Source organism: Enterobacter sp. B79-1, from assembly GCF_057444735.1.
In genome coordinates, this window is the sequence record NZ_JBYAZJ010000001.1 from 870,445 (window position 1) to 889,044 (window position 18,600).

The following is an 18,600-nucleotide window of genomic DNA, read 5'->3' on the forward strand; positions in this document are numbered from 1 at the left end:
CGGCGTATTGTGTGTGAAATAACTCTTTGACGGGAAAAATAAATAATTAATTAGCAGCTTTTTTAATGGCTGCAACAGCAGCTTTTAATACACCTAAACCATCAATCTTACCGTACAGCCCCGAGTCGATGACTTCGACCGGTTTATGAGGCAGCAAACGCTGAATTTCTGGCAACATATAAGCGATTTGCGGCCCCAGTAAAATAACATCTGCTGTCTGGCCCTTTTCACCCGCCAGCGTCTCTGGAAACGCCTCGATCACCACAGGAACTTCATACTTTTCGGCCTGCGCACGCATCTTGGAAACCAGAAGTGAGGTTGACATGCCCGCAGAACAGAACAGATAGATATGTTTCTTTTCCATAATAACTTCCCTCTTGTGTGCCCCCCGCCGTCGCGCTATCACTCGACTTGCTATCCCGGCTGACGGGTAGGTTACTTACTGTTGTTTGTCGTTGAAACGAGTATACGCAATGGTACAAGGAGGGGATAATTCTGGATAGGGTCAAATTGTCTCTCATTGACCTGGCTTGTTGACTCTCTTCACATTTCGGGCAAATAATTCGCGCAAAGAAATAAGATTAACGTATGCATAAAAAAACCGGCCACCAGGCCGGTTAGTTAACATCCTCAGGCAAGCGCGGTTACTGCGCCTTAGGGGCCTGTGGATCGGTGTCGTATTCTGCACAGGTCTGATAGCCGGAGTTAATCACATGACCGGTATCATCCAGCGCGACAAAGTAGGTCTCTGCCTTACCATCACGTTGACCCAGTATGTAGGTCTGACAGGTTCCCTTAGCATGAATCATGGTGACTTCAGAAGAAGGTTTACCTGCAATTGCAGCAACCTGCGAACGTGTCATCCCTTTTTTGACGTCTTTTACAACTGGCTGGGTAAACTGATCTTTGGTGCGATCGTAAGCCGTACACCCTGCCAGCATAGTCAGTACCGCCGCTGCGCTTAAAATTCCTGCTACGTTCTTGTTCATATTCCGTCCTCTTGTTTATCAGCGTGTTATCTAAGCATGGGATAAAAAATACTATTGTTCAACTTTGCGAGTTACGCCACACGAATTTCGGAAAATTCTAATAAAACAACGATAAGCTGCTAAAGCGCCGCAATTTAGCGCACTCGAAACTGTGATCCTTGTCGTTTTACGCCCAAAGGGTTAGTTTTAACAGATAACATTTTTCTGTCTCGTTCTGCATAGGGAGGGCGTAATGGCTCTGCAACAAGAGATTATCCAGGCGCTGGGCGCGAAACCTGCGGTAGATGCAAATGAAGAGATCCGCCGAAGCGTTGATTTTTTGAAGTCCTACTTAAAAACAAACGCTTTCCTGAAGTCTCTGGTGCTGGGCATCAGCGGCGGCCAGGACTCCACACTGACCGGCAAACTGTGCCAGATGGCCATTTCAGAGCTGCGTGAAGAAACGGGTGATAATGCGCTGCAGTTTATCGCCGTGCGCCTTCCTTATGGTGTGCAGGCCGACGAACAAGATTGCCAGGACGCGATTACCTTCATTCAGGCCGATCGTGTTCTGACCGTGAACATTAAAGGTTCCGTGCTGGCGAGCGAACAGGCGCTGCGCGAAGCCGGTATTGAGCTGAGCGATTTTGTCCGCGGCAACGAAAAAGCGCGTGAGCGTATGAAAGCGCAGTACAGCATTGCGGGCATGACCAAAGGTGTTGTTGTCGGCACCGATCACGCAGCGGAAGCGGTCACCGGTTTCTTTACCAAATACGGCGACGGCGGCACCGACATTAATCCGATCTTCCGCCTGAACAAGCGTCAGGGTAAACAGCTTCTCGCCGCACTTGGCTGCCCTGAGCATTTATACAAGAAGGCACCAACTGCCGATCTGGAAGACGATCGCCCTTCCCTGCCGGATGAAGCAGCCCTGGGCGTGACCTATGACAATATTGACGATTATCTGGAAGGCAAACAGCTGGATGAAGGTACCGCGAAGATTATCGAGGGCTGGTATCTCAAAACCGAGCACAAGCGTCACACGCCGATTACGGTGTTCGACGATTTCTGGAAAAAATAAAGCAAAACGGTAACCTGGTTACCGTTTTTAGTGTTTGCGCCCTCTCCCACGGGAGAGGGTTGGGGTGAGGGCATCAGGCCGCACGTCATGGTCGAGTAAGGCGTAGCCTCCACCCGACTCTTTTTTAACCACCACACACCTGCTACACTGTATACCTGAACAGTATATGGAGCAGTATGTGAGCAGGCGTCAATCCGCCCCGCGTCTTGAGTTTGAAGCGGCGGCTATCTATGAATATCCCGAACATCTTCGCCCCTGGCTTGAAGCATTGCCTAAACAGCCGGGTGTGTACATCTTTCACGGCGAAAGCGACACCCTACCACTCTATATCGGTAAAAGCGTGAATATTCGCAGCCGGGTATTATCCCATCTGCGCACGCCGGACGAAGCCGCGATGCTCCGCCAGTCGAGACGCATCACCTGGTTTCCGACTGCGGGTGAAATGGGCGCGCTGCTGCTGGAAGCCCGATTGATAAAAGAGCAGCAGCCGCTGTTCAATAAGCGGCTTCGGCGCAATCGCCAGCTCTGTTCCCTGCAGATCAGCAACGGCAAACCACAGGTTGTGTACGCCCGTGACGTTGATTTTTCCCATGAGCCGAACCTCTATGGCCTGTTCGCCAATAAACGCGCGGCACTGCAGGCTTTGCAGGCGCTCGCCGACGATTTACAGCTTTGCTACAGCCTTTTAGGATTAGAAGGCACCACGCGCGGCCGCGCCTGTTTCCGCTCGGCGCTGAAACGCTGCGCGGGTGCCTGTTGTGGGAAAGAGAGCATCGAGGAGCATAATGCCCGACTGCTCGCCGGGCTGGGGGCCATCAGCGTTAAATGCTGGCCATGGGAGGGCGCTGTTGCCCTGAAGGAAGTGGGTGAATTGATGACGCAGTATCACATCGTCCACAACTGGCTTTGGCTGGGCGCCGTTGATACGCTGCAAGACGCCGCAACCCTGCTGCGTACCCCCGCCGGATTCGACCACGACGGCTACAAAATACTCTGTAAACCCGTGTTAACCGGCAAGTACGAGATCATTTCGCTTAATGACCTGGCAGCCACGTAATTTCACTAAACAACAGCGTTCCTGTAGATTCCAGCAGCCGGAGGGTATGCGTGCCCTCCTCCCAGCTGGCTCCCTGATCCGCCGTCAGCAATTTTTCGCCAAGCTGCCATGCGCCGCTTAACACAAATATCACGCCACCGCGGGAGCCATAGGTGGTGAAGGTCCGATCCGCGACGCGAACCTTCGCCTGGCAGCAATCCCGCCGGGTCATTATATTAAAATCCATCGACATCTGCCCATCCGTCAGCAGCGCCTTCACCGGCAGATCGCCGGCAAAACTGTAGGGCTGGTGATGTTTCAGCGTATGGAAAAATGCCTGACCGGCATCCAGCGTGACCTCTCCCCCTTCCAGCAGGGTGATCACCCGATCGACGCCGGGAAACGACGAGAACTCGCCATTGCTGGCAATAGAGGCAATGCTGGCGCGCCAGTAAAAATCACGCGTCGCGGGAGGAAAACAGCATATTTCGCGTGTTTCGCCAGCGCCATTACGCCAGAGACTGACCGGCATCTTACGGATATCAAAGAACTCCATCACCACTCCTGAGGGGCGCAACCTGCGCCAGGGCAACGACATTGCTGTCATTGCTGTCTTGTTTATTATCGTTGGAAATCTACAGACGTATTATCGGCAGCAGAGTGGGCAAACCTTAGTAAATCTCTGACGCGACTACAGGAGAATACCGCGCTGGCGGCGGCAGGCAAGAGGTGGGCAGAAAGAAAAAACCGCCGGTCCTGTCCACAGCGTTTTTGCTTATGTGAACAGGATCCCGGCGGTCTTAAGAGGGTGAACCGATTATTCGGCTGGTGCTGGCATTTTACCTTCCGGCGCCGGACGTTCTGTCAGACGCTTCTCAAAATTGGCATTAAATTGTTTTTTCTGTTCCGGGGTCAGAATGTTGTAGATCTTATTCTGGGTTTCCATGTGGGCAAGCATGCGGGCTTTATGCTGCTCGGCCATTTTGTCGATCTGCGCTTCCGCTTTCGCTTTATCGAAGCTGTCGCTGGCAATGATGTCATGCATCGCGCGGCGCTCTTCCAGCGGAGGACGTTTCATCTGGTCACGCTGGCTTTTCATGATGTCGCGAACCTGCTGTTTCTGAGCGTCGGTCAGATTCAGGTCTTTAAACATCATCATCTCATGGTGCATACCCGGCTTGCCTTTATGATGCATCATCATTTTGCCTTCAGTTGGCGCGGCGGTCGTGGTGGCGGTATCTGCGGCGAACGCCATGCTGGTAGCGCCCAGAGCCAGGGTAGAGGCAACAAACAGTGCAGTTAACTTACGCATAATGTATTTCCTTACTTTCAGTTATTCTTCGGCGCTATGCCGTGTTGACGATATTCACTTTACGGGGTTTATCGTCAATTAGTCAGAGCAACGGTAAAACAATGAAAGTGTAAAAAACAATTTTTCGCCAAATGTGGAGGAATTAAGGATAAAACATGGAGAGGTGAAACATAAATATTCAATATACTGATTTTAAAGAGATTGAGCAGAAGTATAACGAAGTGGCGTTTATTAATAAAGCAATTATCCAGGAATATTCTGCAAAAGAGATATAACCGCCTTCATTGCTAAGAAAATAATTTCCCCTCTCACGTCAAGAGGGGAAAAGATCAGGCTAATTTTTCCAGCATCAGTCCGGCTCGCAGACCAAACGCCACCGACGGATTGGGGAATAAAACATACTCTGTGGCTTTCTGCACCTCGTATCGCTCGTCACCGTCTTCTGCCAGGAGTGCCCCTTGACGGAACGGCGTGAAGTTCAGCGTGTGGGCCGCCATATGGAGAAGGAAGGCATCGCTGCGACGGGTGATCTGCTGCACGACCCGATAACGCACGACGGGCTCCTGCGCATGTTCCGGTGCGGTGCCGCCGAGCAGCGCCCGAAGCGCAGAGTGCGTCGGAGCAAAGCGCGTCAGATCATTTTCCCCGAAAGGCAGCGCTTTTCCCAGCTCCAGCGTGCAGGCCAGCGCGCCGAAGTTTTCACACGTAAAATGGGTGAACGTACCGCCCGGCGACTGATGGAAGACCAGGGCTTCCAGCCCCGCATCCCCCAGCCAGCTCAGAAAGGTTTCATCCCAGGGCTGACTGCGCTGCGGCAGGACGCCAAAACGCACATGATAAGAGGCACGGATAGCCGTATGCAGGTCGAGGTGCCAGCGCGTCCCCCCCGCGGTGACAAAAAACGTCGTCACTACGCTCTCCAGCCACTGCGCGCGCGCCGTTTCATCGCTTGGGGGGAACTGCGACCAGCGGCCCCCAAACATCCGGTTGATATCACTCACCAGGTAACGTTTGTTTTGCGCCAGCGCTGGCGGATTGCCAAACACCACCAGCACGCGACACGCGAGCGTAATCTCTCCACGGAACAACGCGCGAAGCAGCAGGTCGACAATCTCAACGGGTGCAGTTTCGTTGCCGTGAATACCGCTCGACAGCAGAAGCGATACGTCGCTCTGCGCAAACGGCGTCAGTTCAAGTACGCCCCGTCCCAGCCAGCGCCAGTGGAATGAGTGGCCATCGCCCTCAGTCTGTTCGGGCGTTTCGTCTGCCAGCGTCAGCGCCAGTAAATTTTCCATATCAGCCCCCTAGCGCTGGAACGGATAAACCGATCCCAGCTGCAGGATTGTCGATAACGCATCCAGCGCCTCGCGCCCTTCACGCAGAAGCTGCGGGTCAACCAGATCGGCCTGGGTCAAGCGATCCCGATAGTAACGATCGACCCAGTCGTTCAGCCGCGCAAAGAGCGTATCGTTCATCATGACCGCCGGGTTTACCGCCTGCATTTCATCCTGCGTCAACACCACGCGCAGACGTAAACAGGCTGGCCCGCCGCCGTTGGCCATGCTTTCACGCAGATCAAAGACGCGCAGTTCATCAATCGGATTATCGGCTTTCACCAGTTCGCTCAAATAACGCCACACGCCCTGATGATTACGGGACTCCTGCGGCAGCACCAACATCATGCTGCCATCGTCACGGCTCAGCAGCTGGCTGTTGAACAGATAGGTTTCTACCGCATCCTGCACGCTCACCGCCTGTGTGGGTACCTGAATCGGCGTAAAACCGGGTACATGCTCATGCAGCGTGGCAAGCAACCTCTCCTGATGCGCAAACGCCTGTTCATGGCAGAACAGCACCTGACGGTTGGAGACAGCAATCACGTCGTTATGGAATACGCCCTGGTCGATCACCTGCGGGTTTTGCTGGGCAAAGATCGCCTGTGACGGATTGACCTGGTTCAGCCGGGCAACCGCCTGGCTCGCCGCCAGCGTCTGGCGTGCAGGATAGCGCGTGGGCGCGTTGTGACCGCCCTCTTCCCGCCCGTAGATAAACAGCTGCACGGCAGGATCGCCATAATCACCGCCCAGCCGGTTGTGGTTGGCCGCCCCTTCGTCGCCAAACATCGCCACCTGCGGCAGTGCCTGATGCACCTCGAAACGGGCGTCATTCTGGAAAATGGCGCGCAACACGCGCTCGGTGGTTTCCGCTTCGGTGGCGCGGTGGAATTTGTTATTCAGGTTCGCCACGGTCAGATGGACTTTGCCATCCAGCGTGTCGGCTGACGGCGCGACGGTCGCCGCGTTTGCCACCCACATTGACGACGCGGAGCTTGCGGCAGAGAGCAGGTGCGGCGTTTGCGTCCCCGCTTTTTCCACCACCTGCTCATCAGTACCGCTAAAGCCGAGCTGGCGAAGGACAGCCACGTTCGGGCGCTCCTGCGGCGGGATGACCGCCTGCGGGAAACCGGCATCCGCCAGCGCCTTCATTTTTAGCAGCCCCTGCTTCGCCGCCAGCTTCGGGTTGGAGACCTGAAAACGGTGCTTCGTCGAGGCTTCATTCCCGAATGAGAGACCGGCATAGTGGTGCGTCAGCCCCACCAGCCCGTCAAAGTTGACCTCACGCGCTTTCATGACGATCCCCTCCGGTAAAATCCAGTCCAGGATTAAGCGTCTCCGGCAGCGTCAGCGCCGGCGTTTCCAGGCTCGCCATCGGCCACGCGCAGTAATCGGCGGCATACCACGCGCTGGCGCGATGGTTGCCCGACGCGCCCACGCCGCCGAACGGCGCGGTACTTGCCGCCCCGGTAAGCGGTTTGTTCCAGTTCACAATCCCGGCGCGCGCTTCCAGCAACAGCTGATCAAACTTCTCGCGATGCGGTGAAATCAGCCCGCTCGACAGGCCGTAGCGGGTGTTATTCGCCATCGCAATGGCCGCATCAAAATCGTCATAGCGCCAGACGCACAGCAGCGGGCCAAAGACCTCTTCATCCGGCACGTTGCTCGCGCCGCTCATCTCAATAATGCCCGGCGTCAGCAGCGAGGTACCAGGCTGAACCTGCTTCGGCTCCAGCAGGGTTTTCGCGCCGCTCGCGACGTGCTCCTGCCAGGCTTTCAGCACGTTCAGCGCGGCCTGTTCGGAAATCAGCCCACCGATAAACGGCTGCGGGTCGGCATCCCACGCGGCAGGCACCAGACGCGCGCTCACCTCTACCAGACGCTTCAGGAAGGCCTCCCCCTGCGCGCCACGCTTGACCAACAGGCGGCGGGCACAGGTACAGCGCTGTCCGGCGGTAATAAAGGCGGACTGAATCGTCAGGTGCACCGCAGCGTCGATATCATCAGGATCTTCGACAATCAGCGGGTTGTTGCCGCCCATTTCCAGTGCCAGAATTTTCTCCGGCTGCCCTGCCAGCTGGCGGTGCAGCTGATAGCCCGTTCCGGCGCTGCCGGTAAACAGCAGGCCGTCGATATCGCTCAGCGCACTCAGCGCCTGACCGGTTTCGCGCCCGCCCTGCACCAGGTTCAGCACGCCCGGCGGCAGACCGGCCTGTTCCCACAGCTTCACCACCGCCTCGCCGGTTAATGGCGTGAGCTCACTCGGTTTGAAAATAACGGTATTGCCCGCCAGCAGCGCGGGCACTATGTGGCCGTTCGGCAGATGCCCCGGGAAGTTGTACGGGCCAAATACCGCCAGCACGCCGTGTGGACGGTGGCGCAGCGTGGCAGCGCCGTCCGGCATCTCGGTATGCTGTTCACCGGTGCGGGTGTGGTAGGCCTTCACCGAAATGGCGATTTTGTTGATCATCGCCGTCACTTCGGTGGTCGCTTCCCAGCGCGGTTTGCTGGTTTCAGACGCAATGATGCGCGTCAGTTCGGCCTTATTCGCCTCCAGCAGCCCGGCAAATTTTTCCACAATCGCCTGGCGCACGGCGAAGGGCTGTTTTGCCCATGCCGGAAACGCGCGGCGAGCAGCCTGGCCCGCCTGCTCTACCTGCCCGGCACTGGCATCATTTCCTTTCCAGAGCACCGCCTGGCCGACCGGATTGGTTTTTACCCGCAGGTCGCCTTCACCCGTTACCCAGTCACCGTTAATCCATAAAGTCATGCTGTTTTCTCCTCAGGGCAGAGACGCACCAGGCGAACCGAGTCGCCCGCGTTACATTTCAACGCATCCAGCTGCGCCGCCGTCAGTACCAGACGCTCACATTTAGGGTCAGTACGTACCAGCATGGCGCGGAAATTATTGTAATTTTCGTTGGAGACCAGACAGGCTGGCCACTCGCCCGGCGCGGGCTGTCCTTCGGAGACCGTCACCAGACGGCTTTTACGAATGGCGCGCACGCGGTCAATGTCACACTCAAGCGTTGGGCCGCCGTCGAAGATGTCGACATAGTTACGGTAGCGGAACCCCTCTTTCTCGAGCACCGCGCGGGCGGGCGCGGTCTGCGGATGCACTTCGCCGATCACTGCCTGCGCTTCCGGGGTGAGGAAATGGGTATAGATAGGATGTTTCGGCATCAGTTCGGCAATAAAGGCTTTCTGGCCCGTGCCGCAGAGATAGTCTGCCCGGCTGAACTCCATCGAGAAGAAGCGCTCGCCCAGGCTCTCCCAGAACGGCGAGTAGCCTGTTTCATCAATCACGCCGCGCATCTCGGCAACCACTTTTTCGTTAAAGCGATCGCGGAAGGCGGCCATAAACATAAAGCGCGATTTGGAGAGCAGATAGCCGTTGCCCTCTTTGCGCCACGCAGGATCGAGGAACAGCGTGCACAGCTCGCTGGCACCCGTGTGGTCATTACAGAGAAACAGCGTGGGCAGCGCGTTATAGACGTTCAGCTCTTTCGAGGCGTGAACCATGGTGCCGACGCGGTAGTTGTACCACGGGTCGTTAAGCCCGACGGCCACTTCAATAGCGCAGATCCCGGCCACGGTGCCCGTGTCGGTCTCTTCCAGCACGAATACATAGCCCTGTTCGCTTTTTGGCAACGTCCCCTGCCAGGTTTGCAGGGCGCGCTCAATGCGCGCCGACAGCGTTTTTTCATCGGCAGGAAGCGAGGTCAGCCCGCCTCCCGTCTTACCGGCAAGCTGCATGAGCCCGGCGAGGTCGCCACGCTCAACGGGACGGATGACCATCATGATGACACCCCGGATTTCACCTGTTCACAGGCCAGTGCAAAACGGTCTAAGCCAGTTCTCACCTCTTCTTCGCTGACGATCAGCGCAGGGGCAAACCGCACCACGTTGGCACCGGCAATCAGCACCATCACGCCCACTTTTGCCGCTTCCTGTGAAATAAGTTTAGCTTTTCCGGCAAACTCCGGCGTGAGTTCGCAGCCGATTAACAGCCCCAGACCGCGAATTTCTTTAAACAGCCCCATTTTGCTGTTGATGGCATTCAGGCGTTCAACAAACCAGTCGTGGCGCTGCTTAACGCCTTTCAGCACCTCAGGGGTGTTAATGATGTCGAGCACCTGCCCGGCGACGGCGGTAGCCAGCGGATTACCGCCGTAGGTGGTGCCGTGCGTGCCCACGGTCATCACGCTGGCAAATTTATCGGTGGTCAGCATTGCCCCAATTGGGAAGCCGCCGCCCAGCGCTTTCGCGGTTGAGAGCACGTCCGGGGTAACGCCATAGTGCATATAGGCATACAGTTCACCGGTGCGGCCCACGCCGGTCTGCACTTCGTCGAAAATCAGCACCGCATTGTGACGATCGCACAGCTCGCGCAGCCCCTGCAGGAAGGCTTTTTGCGCCGGAAGTACGCCACCCTCGCCCTGCATCGGCTCGACGATCACCGCACAGGTTGTGTCGTCAATCAGCTCGCTGGCGGACTGCAGATCGTTATAGATGGCGTGACGGATATCTGGTGGCAGCGGCGCAAAGTCCTGAGAGTAGGAAGGCTGACCGCCTGCGCTGACGGTAAACAACGTGCGGCCGTGGAAGGCATTTTTAAACGCCACAATCCCGCTCTTGTGCGTGCCAAACTTGTCGTGGGCATATTTACGCGCCAGCTTCAGCGCCGCTTCGTTGGCTTCCGCCCCCGAGTTACAGAAAAAGACTTTTTCGGCAAAGGTCGCGTCGATCAGTTTTTTTGCCAGGCGCAGCGCGGGCTCGTTGGTAAAGCCGTTACCGGTATGCCAGAACTTCGCCGCCTGGTCGTTCAGCGCCTGACGCAGCGCCGGGTGCGCATGGCCCAGCGCATTCACCGCAATCCCCCCCGCAAAGTCGATGTACTCTTTGCCCTGCTGATCCCACAGGCGCGAGCCTTCCCCACGTACCGGAATAAAAGCCGCCGGAGCGTAAACCGGCATCATCCATTCATCGAAATTTTCACGCGTAATTGACAGAGACATAGCGACCTCATCCGGTAAATAAAAAGTTATTTGAATGTTAAATAATTGGGTGTTTGCACTGTGAATGTAGATTGCACGCTTCGTGCCAGCCAGCGATAAAAATGCATAAACGGGATAGCAAGACAGAATATCAACAGGTTACGATATGGAGTTATTCACTGTTAATGCATAAAAAGTGAATATTTTTACGACAAGCGGCGCTTTGCCGCATGAAAATCAGAAAGAGTATGCACAGGCCAAATATAATTCTGGAATTGTGATCGCTCGCGAAATTTATTGACCATTTACGCTCTGTTTGGGGGCACGGCGCATCAGAATGGTGCAAAAATTGCACCGTTGGCATTATCTGTCGCAGTAATTGGGCGAAGCGGATAACAGACGACACAATTTCTGCTACCATCCATGCACTATTCACCTTGCACTGGCAGCGACTATGAAATTTGTCTCTTTTAATATCAACGGCCTGCGCGCCCGTCCTCATCAGCTTGAAGCCATTGTTGAGCAACATCAGCCAGATGTGATCGGCCTGCAGGAGACCAAGGTTCACGACGACATGTTCCCCCTCGAAGAGGTGGCGAAACTCGGTTACAACGTCTTTTATCATGGGCAGAAAGGCCATTACGGCGTTGCGCTGTTGACCAAAGAGACGCCAGTTTCTGTGCGCCGTGGTTTTCCCGGCGATGACGAAGAAGCACAGCGCCGCATCATCATGGCGGAGCTGCCTTCCCCGCTGGGGAACATCACCGTGATCAATGGTTACTTTCCCCAGGGCGAAAGCCGCGACCATCCGACCAAATTCCCGGCCAAAGCCAAGTTTTATCAGGATCTGCAGGACTATCTGACCACCGAACTGAACAAAGACAACCCGGTGCTGATTATGGGTGATGTGAACATCAGCCCGACCGACCTGGATATTGGCATCGGTGAAGACAGCCGCAAACGCTGGCTGCGTACCGGCAAATGTTCCTTCCTGCCGGAAGAGCGCGAGTGGATGCAGCGCCTGCTGGACTGGGGCCTGGTGGATACCTTCCGTACCGCCAACCCGGAGACGCAGGATCGCTTCTCGTGGTTTGACTATCGCTCAAAAGGCTTTGATGACAACCGTGGCCTGCGCATCGACCTGCTGCTGGCCAGCTCCCCGCTGGCAGAACGCTGCATCGAAACCGGTATTGACTACGATATCCGTAGCATGGAAAAACCGTCTGACCACGCGCCGGTGTGGGCGAAATTCAAGCTGTAACTCTGAGTGAACATTCAAAAAACACTTTTACTGTGCGCCCTTCTGGGCGCCTTTGCGCTGGCGTTCTTCCTCCTGCCACCGGTTACGCTATCCCTCGACGTGATAAAAACTCACCAGCAGGCGTTGCTCACGCAGGTCGAACATGCCCCCCTTCGAAGTGCGCTCACCTATTTTGTTATCTATGTCGTGGTAAGCGCCCTGTCGATCCCTGGCGCAGCCATCCTGACGCTGTTGGGTGGTGCACTTTTCAGCTTGTGGGAGGGCGTACTGCTGGTGTCGTTTGCATCCACGCTCGGCGCCACGCTGGCGATGCTCGCCAGCCGTTATCTGCTTCGCGACGGGGTGCAACGGCGTTTTACGCTACAGATGAAAACGGTCAATGCCGGGATGGCGCGTGACGGCGCGGGGTACATTTTTGCCCTTCGCCTGATGCCGCTGTTTCCGTTTTTCCTGGTGAATTTGCTGATGGGGCTGACCCGCATCACGGTGCGTCGCTACTGGTGGGTAAGTCAGGTCGCCATGCTGCCTGCAACGGTTGTCTTTCTCAACGCCGGGCGCGAGCTTGGAAGAGTGACATCGCTGCGCGATATTTTGTCGCCGGGCCTGCTGTTCGCCTTTACACTATTGGGGTTATTCCCGCTGGCCACCCGCTGGCTCTTTTCCCGTTACACCTCTTCGTTCAAAAAGTGAGGCATTATGCGCCGTGTGCGTTTTTGCGCGTTTCTGACAAGCCTGCTGCTGGCGACGCCAGCCTTTTCTGCAGACAGCTGGCAATCCCTTCAACAACAGGCAAAAGGCCAGACCGTCTGGTTTAATGCCTGGGGTGGCGATCCGGCGGTAAACCGCTACCTGGACTGGGTTAGCGGCGAAATGAAAACGCACTACGCCATTGACCTCAGGATTGTTCGTCTGGCGGATGCCGCCGATGCGGTAAAACGCATCCAGAGGGAACATGCCGCAGGGCGAAACCACAACGGCTCGGTCGATTTACTCTGGGTTAACGGAGAAAATTTCCGCACCCTAAAAGAGGCGGGTTTGCTGCAAACCGAATGGGCACAGCAGCTGCCGAACTGGCGATACGTTGATACGCGTAAACCGGTTACGGAGGATTTTGCCATCCCAACCGAGGGAGCAGAATCGCCGTGGGGCGGCGCGCAGCTGACCTTTATCGCCCGTAAAGCAAGCATGCCTGCGCCGCCAGATACCCCTCAGGCATTGCTGGCCTGGGCGCAGCAGCATCCGGGCAACGTCACTTATCCTCGCCCGCCTGACTTTACCGGCACGGCGTTCCTGGAACAGCTGCTTCTGACGCTCACCACGCAGCCTGACGCGCTAAAAAAAGCACCGGATGATAACTTCCAGCAGGTTACCGCGCCGCTGTGGCGCTACCTCGACACGCTGCATCCACTGCTGTGGCGTAAAGGGCAAGATTTTCCTCCCTCGCCCGCGCGCATGGATGCTCTGCTCGCCAGCGGCAACCTGGCTCTGTCGATGACCTTTAACCCGGCGCATGCCCGGCAAAAGGTCGCCAGCGGTGAACTGCCTGCCGACAGCTACAGCTTCGGGTTTAAGAACGGCACAATCGGTAACGTCCATTTTGTCGCCATTCCGGCGAATGCCAGCGCCAGTGCGGGGGCAAAAGTGGTGGCAAACTTCCTGCTTTCACCGCAGGCGCAGATCCGCAAAGCCGACCCGGCCGTGTGGGGTGACCCGAGCGTGCTGGACGCGGGAACGCTATCCGCCGATGAGGCGAAGCGGCTTCGCAGCCACACGCCAGAAGCGTTACCGGCAGTGCTTCCTGAACCGCACGCCGCCTGGGTTAACGCGCTGGAGCAGGAATGGCTTCGCCGTTACGGCACCCGCTAAGCGCGGCGATCTGGCTGGTAATGGCGGTGATTTATCTCCCGCTGCTTCCTGCCGTCGCTATGCTGTTTACTCCGGCGCTGTCGCTCGATAGCTGGAAGGCGCTGGCTAACGATCCCCAGCTGCCGCAGGCGTTTGCCGCCACGCTGGTCTCGACGCTGTTGGCAACGCTGGGTTCGCTGGTGATTGCCCTGGGGTTCATCACGCTGCTGTGGCCCGGCGAACGCTGGCGTCGCTTGTGCGCGCAGTTACCCTGGATGCTGGCGGTGCCCCACGTCGCTTTCGCGACCAGCGCGCTACTCCTGTTTGCCGAGGGAGGGCTGTTTTATCAGGTCTGCACTTTCTGCTCACCGCAGCTCGATCGTTATGGCATCGGGCTGGGGCTGACGCTCGCGGTCAAAGAGAGCGCGTTTGTCCTGTGGGCACTCTATGCCGCGCTGCCTGAAGCGCAGCTGGCGCAGAAGAGTGTGGTTTTGCGTACCCTGGGTTACGGACGCCTTCAGCGCCTGTGCTGGCTGGTCCTGCCGACCATTGCCCCCGCGCTGGGTGCCGTGATGCTGGCCGTGCTGGCCTGGTCGCTGTCTGTGGTGGATGTTGCCATTATTCTGGGGCCAGGTAATCCCCCCACGCTGGCGGTGCTGGCCTGGCAGTGGCTCAGCCAGGGCGATGCGCAGCAGCAGGCGCAGGGAACGCTCGTTTGCCTTCTCTTACTCCTGACTCTGACTCTGCTGGCCGGCGTGGGATTCGGCATCTGGAAAGCCTGGCGACGCACCTTGCCGAACCTCTCCGGCGTCAGGCGCCGCGCGTCCCTGCCGGTCCCGGAAAAGCCGCTCGCCTGGTGGCTACCGGGATGTGGGATCCTCTGCGCCATCGTGCTGCTCGGTTTAGCGCGTCCCGAAGAGGCCGCGCTGTCCCCGTTAACCACCAGCCTTACGCTGGGGATGCTCTCTGGCGTGCTGGCGCTTGGGCTGAGTTTTCTCTGGCTCGAATGGGGGCCCAGAAGAGGCGCGCTGTGGGTCTGGCTGCCGCTCGCGTTGCCCGCTCTACCTCTTGTCTCCGGTCAATATGCCGTTGCGCTCACGCTGGGCATCGACGGGCAGTTCGCTGCCGTGCTCTGGGGGCACCTGCTGTGGGTACTGCCCTGGACGCTGCTGGTGCTGCAACCTGCCTGGCAAAAGCTGGATCCCCGACTGTTCCTCTCCGCCAGAACGCTTGGCTGGGGACGGATGAAAATATTCTGGATGCTAAAATGCCCGCTGCTGGTACGCCCGGCGTTACTGGCTTTTGCTACCGGGTTTTCGGTGAGCATGGCGCAATACATGCCCACACTGTGGCTGGGTGCCGGACGTTTTGCCACGCTGACCACTGAAACCGTGGCGCTCAGCAGCGGGGGAAGTCTTCCGATCCTGGCGACCCGCGCGCTGGGATTACTGCTGGTGACGGGCATCGTTTTTGGCATCGCCGCCCTCTTATCCAGACTGGCAGGCCGCTACCGTCGAGGATTACGTTAATGTTAAAGGTGCAAAATCTCACCATTGAACCGCTTTTCCGGCAGGTCAATTTTTGTGTACCGCGCGGGGAGATAGTGACCCTGATGGGGCCGTCCGGTAGCGGGAAATCGACACTTTTCTCCTGGATGGTGGGGGCGTTATCTTCTGATTTTAAGGCGCAGGGAGAACTGTGGCTTGATGAACGCCGCTGTGACACCTTGCCCGTGGAAACGCGTGGTTTAGGGATCCTCTTTCAGGACGCCCTGCTGTTTGACCACTTCAGCGTCGGGCAAAACCTGATGCTCGCCCTGCCTTCCCGCATTAAAGGCGAGGCGCGTCGGGAACGCGTTGAGCAGGCTCTACGTTCGGCCGGGCTGGCAAATTACTCTGCCAGCGACCCTGCTACGCTTTCCGGCGGAGAACGCGCCCGGGTCAGCCTGCTGCGCGCCCTGCTTGCGGAGCCGCAGGCATTATTGCTGGATGAACCTTTCAGCCGCCTCGATAAAGCGTTACGAACGACGTTTCGAACCTGGGTGTTTGACGTCATCCGGGAACGTAATATTCCGGTGGTACTGGTCACTCATGATGAGGAAGACATTCCGCCCGGTGGCGAGGTGATCGAGATTTCTCGCTGGCAATAATGTGCTAACGCAATGTTTTCAGATCCGGGAGAGACGACAATGCCCCCCTCTTTTACTGACGTCAGGTTATTCGATGAAACGTGTTTCTCAACTGACCGCGCTGGCCCTGCTCTGCGGCCTCGCCTCACTCTCCGCCGTGGCGGCTGATATGCCCTCTTCCCTTACGCTGGCCGAACTGCAGGCACAACAGGGCAAAGCCATCGACACCCGCCCCAGCGCGTTCTACAACGGCTGGCCGCAAACGCTCAGCGGCCCCTCCGGGCATGAACCCGCCGCGCTCAACCTGGCGGCCTCCTGGCTAAGCGCCATGAGCGACGAGCAGTTTGGCGCGTGGATAAAACAGCACCAGCTTACCCCGTCCACGCCCATTGCCCTTTACGGCCGCGATGCCGACAACCAGGCCGTTAAAGCCCGCCTGGAGAAGGCCGGATACGCGCATCTGTCGCTTCTCAGCGATGCCCTGCAAACACCCGACCGCCTACAGCGCCTGCCGCACTTTGAACAACTCGTCTACCCGCAGTGGATCCACCAGCTACAACAAGGCAAACCGGTCACCGCCGCCCCGGCTGGCGACTGGAAAGTGATTGAAGCCGCCTGGGGCGCACCGAAGTTTTACCTGCTGAACCATATCCCCGGCGCGGGTTACATCGACACTAACGAGGTGGAAAGCGAGCCGCTGTGGAATAAGGTCTCCGACGACAAGCTGAAAGCGATGCTGGCGAAACACGGGATCCGTCACGATACCACCGTCATTCTGTATGGCCGTGACGTTTACGCCGCCGCGCGCGTGGCGCAAATCATGCTCTATGCGGGCGTGAAGGATGTTCGCATTCTCGACGGCGGCTGGAAAGCATGGTCAGAGGCCAACCTGCCGGTTGAGCGCGGTATGCCCGCAAACGTGAAGCCTGCCCCGGATTTCGGTGCACCGATCCCCGGCCAGCCGCAGCTGATGGTGGATATGGAACAGGCGCGCGGCATGCTGCACCGTCAGGATGCCTCGCTGGTCAGCATTCGTTCGTGGCCGGAGTTTATCGGCGAAACCAGCGGCTACAGCTACATCAAGCCCAAAGGTGACATTGCCGGGGCGCGATGGGGTCACGCGGGCAGCGACGCGACCCATATGGAAGATTTCCATAACCCGGATGGCACCATGCGCAGCGCCGATGATATTGCCGCAATGTGGAAGACCTGGCACATCCAGCCTGAGCAGCACGTCGCGCTTTACTGCGGCACCGGCTGGCGGGCGTCAGAAAGCTTTATGTACGCCCGCGCGATGGGCTGGAAGAACGTCGCCGTCTATGACGGCGGCTGGTACGAATGGAGCAGTCATCCGCAAAATCCGGTCTCTACCGGCAAGCGCGGGCCTGAGAGTACTCTCTAAGCGTTGAGTGACTTCAGCGTCACATAGCCGCTCCAGATGCGCGTTGTGGTGGTCAGCCAGCACAACGCGCCAAATATCCACGCAAACAGCGTAAAGTGCGCCGGAAACAGGCAGCACAGTACGAACAGCGCGATGGTTTCCGTCCCTTCCGTTAGCCCACCGATGTAATAAAACGACTTGTGCGCATAGCCCGGGTTGTCGATATCGTGTTTCGCCGCCAGCGCCGCAAACGCCAGAAAACTGCTGCCGGTGCCGATAAACGCGAACAACAGCCAGGCGGCGGCCAGCGCATTCTCGGCGGGTGCAGCCAGGGCAAAGCCAAACGGGACCAGCGCGTAAAACAGAAAATCGAGCGCGATATCCAGAAACCCTCCCGCATCGGTTAATCCCCTGCGGCGCGCCAGCGCACCGTCCAGACCATCCAGCAGGCGGTTGAATACGATGGCGACCAGCGCAGCAAAATACCAGCCGAGCGCCAGAAACGGCAGCGCCAGCACGCCGACGGCAAATCCTGTTAACGTCAGACCATCAGGGGTAATAAAGGGTTTATCCAGCACGGTCACGAACTGGTTAAGGAGAGGTTTCAGGCGAGGATGTAGGTGTTTATCAAGCATGGGGTTTCTCTTTAAAGGTCGCGCACAGCCCCTGAGCAGGAATGTCGAGCGCGGCATTAAAACGTGCCGAGAGGTTTTGAAACGCAATCAACGCCGTCATTTCGGTAATCGCGTCGTCTGTAAAGTGGCGCTTCAACTGCGTTTTGACCACATCATCCACCTGAGGCGGCGTGGCGCTGACGGCTTCGGCGTACGCCAGCGCAGCGCACTCCTCGTCGCTGAATACATCGCTTTCACGCCAGTGGCTCACCGCCTGAACTTTATCCAGCGCGCCCGCCCGCTCGGCAAGCCGCAGGCTGTTGGCATCAATACAAAATGCGCAGTGACACAGCTGCGACACGCGGGTCATCAGCAGTGAACGCAGCAACGGGGAGAGAGGTGCCTTGCGGCGCTCCAGATAACCGACAAACAGCGCCACCAGCCAGAACAGACGCGGCATCCGTCCCCACCAGCGAGTGGGATTAAGCACCGCGCCAAAATGTTTTTTCTGCATGGCGGCAATCGGCTTAAGGCTGGCGGGAAGGGATTCGATGGGGGCAACCCAGGTGGTGGTCTTTTTCACCTGATTCTCCTGATAGCTGGACTCTGAGAAAGGGCACGATAATATGCCTTTTTTCGCTAA

At 57.5% G+C, this 18,600-nt stretch carries 19 protein-coding genes; 8 read left to right on the forward strand and 11 right to left on the reverse strand.

The annotated features are described in order from the left end of the window. Nucleotides 1–46 precede the first annotated feature (46 nt). On the reverse strand, nt 47–403 hold the full coding sequence (locus AC2T6E_RS04210; RefSeq protein ID WP_260591518.1) for a PTS sugar transporter subunit IIB: 357 nt from the start codon (nt 401–403) through the stop codon (nt 47–49). 241 nt (nt 404–644) lie between these two features. Further along, the gene (gene osmE, locus AC2T6E_RS04215; RefSeq protein ID WP_010430142.1) at nt 645–989 is read right to left on the reverse strand and encodes an osmotically-inducible lipoprotein OsmE; all 345 of its coding nucleotides are present in this window, start codon (nt 987–989) and stop codon (nt 645–647) included. A 232-nt stretch (nt 990–1,221) separates the two neighbouring features. Here osmE and nadE point away from each other — a divergent pair, with 232 nt between their 5' ends. Both nadE and cho read left to right on the forward strand, forming a co-directional pair. After that, on the forward strand, nt 1,222–2,049 hold the full coding sequence (gene nadE / locus AC2T6E_RS04220) for an ammonia-dependent NAD(+) synthetase (protein ID WP_212473762.1): 828 nt from the start codon (nt 1,222–1,224) through the stop codon (nt 2,047–2,049). A gap of 178 nt (nt 2,050–2,227) precedes the next feature. Then, a complete protein-coding gene (cho, locus tag AC2T6E_RS04225) occupies nt 2,228–3,106 on the forward strand; it encodes an excinuclease Cho (protein ID WP_212473761.1) in 879 nt (292 codons plus the stop codon). Here the strand turns inward: cho and ves are convergent. The 7 genes from ves to astC form a co-directional block, all read right to left on the reverse strand. Beyond that, on the reverse strand, nt 3,084–3,641 hold the full coding sequence (gene ves / locus AC2T6E_RS04230) for an environmental stress-induced protein Ves (protein WP_108416801.1): 558 nt from the start codon (nt 3,639–3,641) through the stop codon (nt 3,084–3,086). The two genes, cho and ves, sit on opposite strands and share 23 nt — an antisense overlap. A 261-nt stretch (nt 3,642–3,902) precedes the next feature. Then, a complete protein-coding gene (gene spy, locus AC2T6E_RS04235; protein WP_100166970.1) occupies nt 3,903–4,397 on the reverse strand; it encodes an ATP-independent periplasmic protein-refolding chaperone Spy in 495 nt (164 codons plus the stop codon). Nucleotides 4,398–4,726: 329 nt separating this feature from the next. After that, a complete protein-coding gene (astE, locus tag AC2T6E_RS04240) occupies nt 4,727–5,692 on the reverse strand; it encodes a succinylglutamate desuccinylase (protein ID WP_486690663.1) in 966 nt (321 codons plus the stop codon). 9 nt (nt 5,693–5,701) lie between these two features. Next, nucleotides 5,702–7,027 carry an N-succinylarginine dihydrolase gene (gene astB, locus AC2T6E_RS04245; protein ID WP_148399498.1) on the reverse strand — a complete coding sequence of 442 codons (1,326 nt, stop codon included), beginning with the start codon at nt 7,025–7,027 and terminating at the stop codon, nt 5,702–5,704. After that, nucleotides 7,014–8,501 carry a succinylglutamate-semialdehyde dehydrogenase gene (astD, locus tag AC2T6E_RS04250; RefSeq protein ID WP_260661873.1) on the reverse strand — a complete coding sequence of 496 codons (1,488 nt, stop codon included), beginning with the start codon at nt 8,499–8,501 and terminating at the stop codon, nt 7,014–7,016. Before astD ends, astB begins: the two co-directional genes overlap by 14 nt. Beyond that, a complete protein-coding gene (gene astA / locus AC2T6E_RS04255) occupies nt 8,498–9,532 on the reverse strand; it encodes an arginine N-succinyltransferase (protein ID WP_120158871.1) in 1,035 nt (344 codons plus the stop codon). The genes astD and astA overlap by 4 nt, the downstream gene beginning before the upstream one ends. Continuing rightward, the gene (gene astC, locus AC2T6E_RS04260; RefSeq protein ID WP_010430119.1) at nt 9,529–10,749 is read right to left on the reverse strand and encodes a succinylornithine/acetylornithine transaminase; all 1,221 of its coding nucleotides are present in this window, start codon (nt 10,747–10,749) and stop codon (nt 9,529–9,531) included. Before astC ends, astA begins: the two co-directional genes overlap by 4 nt. Before the next feature lie 433 nt (nt 10,750–11,182). Between astC and xthA the strand changes: the two genes are divergently transcribed. The 6 genes from xthA to AC2T6E_RS04290 all read left to right on the forward strand — a co-directional run bounded on the left by xthA (nt 11,183) and on the right by AC2T6E_RS04290 (nt 17,364). Then, on the forward strand, nt 11,183–11,989 hold the full coding sequence (xthA, locus tag AC2T6E_RS04265) for an exodeoxyribonuclease III (protein WP_100166976.1): 807 nt from the start codon (nt 11,183–11,185) through the stop codon (nt 11,987–11,989). 6 nt (nt 11,990–11,995) lie between these two features. Then, complete coding sequence (locus AC2T6E_RS04270; protein ID WP_120158872.1) at nt 11,996–12,679, forward strand: TVP38/TMEM64 family protein; 684 nt, start codon at nt 11,996–11,998, stop codon at nt 12,677–12,679. Between the two features lie 15 nt (nt 12,680–12,694). Then, complete coding sequence (locus AC2T6E_RS04275) at nt 12,695–13,855, forward strand: ABC transporter substrate-binding protein (RefSeq protein WP_235028115.1); 1,161 nt, start codon at nt 12,695–12,697, stop codon at nt 13,853–13,855. Beyond that, on the forward strand, nt 13,828–15,363 hold the full coding sequence (locus tag AC2T6E_RS04280; protein WP_148399501.1) for an ABC transporter permease family protein: 1,536 nt from the start codon (nt 13,828–13,830) through the stop codon (nt 15,361–15,363). The genes AC2T6E_RS04275 and AC2T6E_RS04280 overlap by 28 nt, the downstream gene beginning before the upstream one ends. Continuing rightward, nucleotides 15,363–15,983 (forward strand): ATP-binding cassette domain-containing protein, encoded by a 621-nt coding sequence (locus tag AC2T6E_RS04285; RefSeq protein WP_120158875.1) that lies wholly within the window; start codon nt 15,363–15,365, stop codon nt 15,981–15,983. The genes AC2T6E_RS04280 and AC2T6E_RS04285 overlap by 1 nt, the downstream gene beginning before the upstream one ends. A gap of 73 nt (nt 15,984–16,056) precedes the next feature. Then, on the forward strand, nt 16,057–17,364 hold the full coding sequence (locus AC2T6E_RS04290) for a sulfurtransferase (RefSeq protein WP_486690669.1): 1,308 nt from the start codon (nt 16,057–16,059) through the stop codon (nt 17,362–17,364). On the opposite strand, the gene AC2T6E_RS04295 is transcribed toward AC2T6E_RS04290, so the two are convergent. Together AC2T6E_RS04295 and AC2T6E_RS04300 are read right to left on the reverse strand one after the other, a co-directional pair. Further along, complete coding sequence (locus AC2T6E_RS04295; protein ID WP_486690671.1) at nt 17,361–17,978, reverse strand: CDP-alcohol phosphatidyltransferase family protein; 618 nt, start codon at nt 17,976–17,978, stop codon at nt 17,361–17,363. The genes AC2T6E_RS04290 and AC2T6E_RS04295 overlap by 4 nt on opposite strands. Continuing rightward, nucleotides 17,971–18,540: a carboxymuconolactone decarboxylase family protein gene (locus AC2T6E_RS04300; protein ID WP_486690673.1), complete on the reverse strand. Its 570-nt coding sequence runs from the start codon at nt 18,538–18,540 to the stop codon at nt 17,971–17,973. Before AC2T6E_RS04300 ends, AC2T6E_RS04295 begins: the two co-directional genes overlap by 8 nt. Between the last annotated feature and the right edge of the window lie 60 nt (nt 18,541–18,600).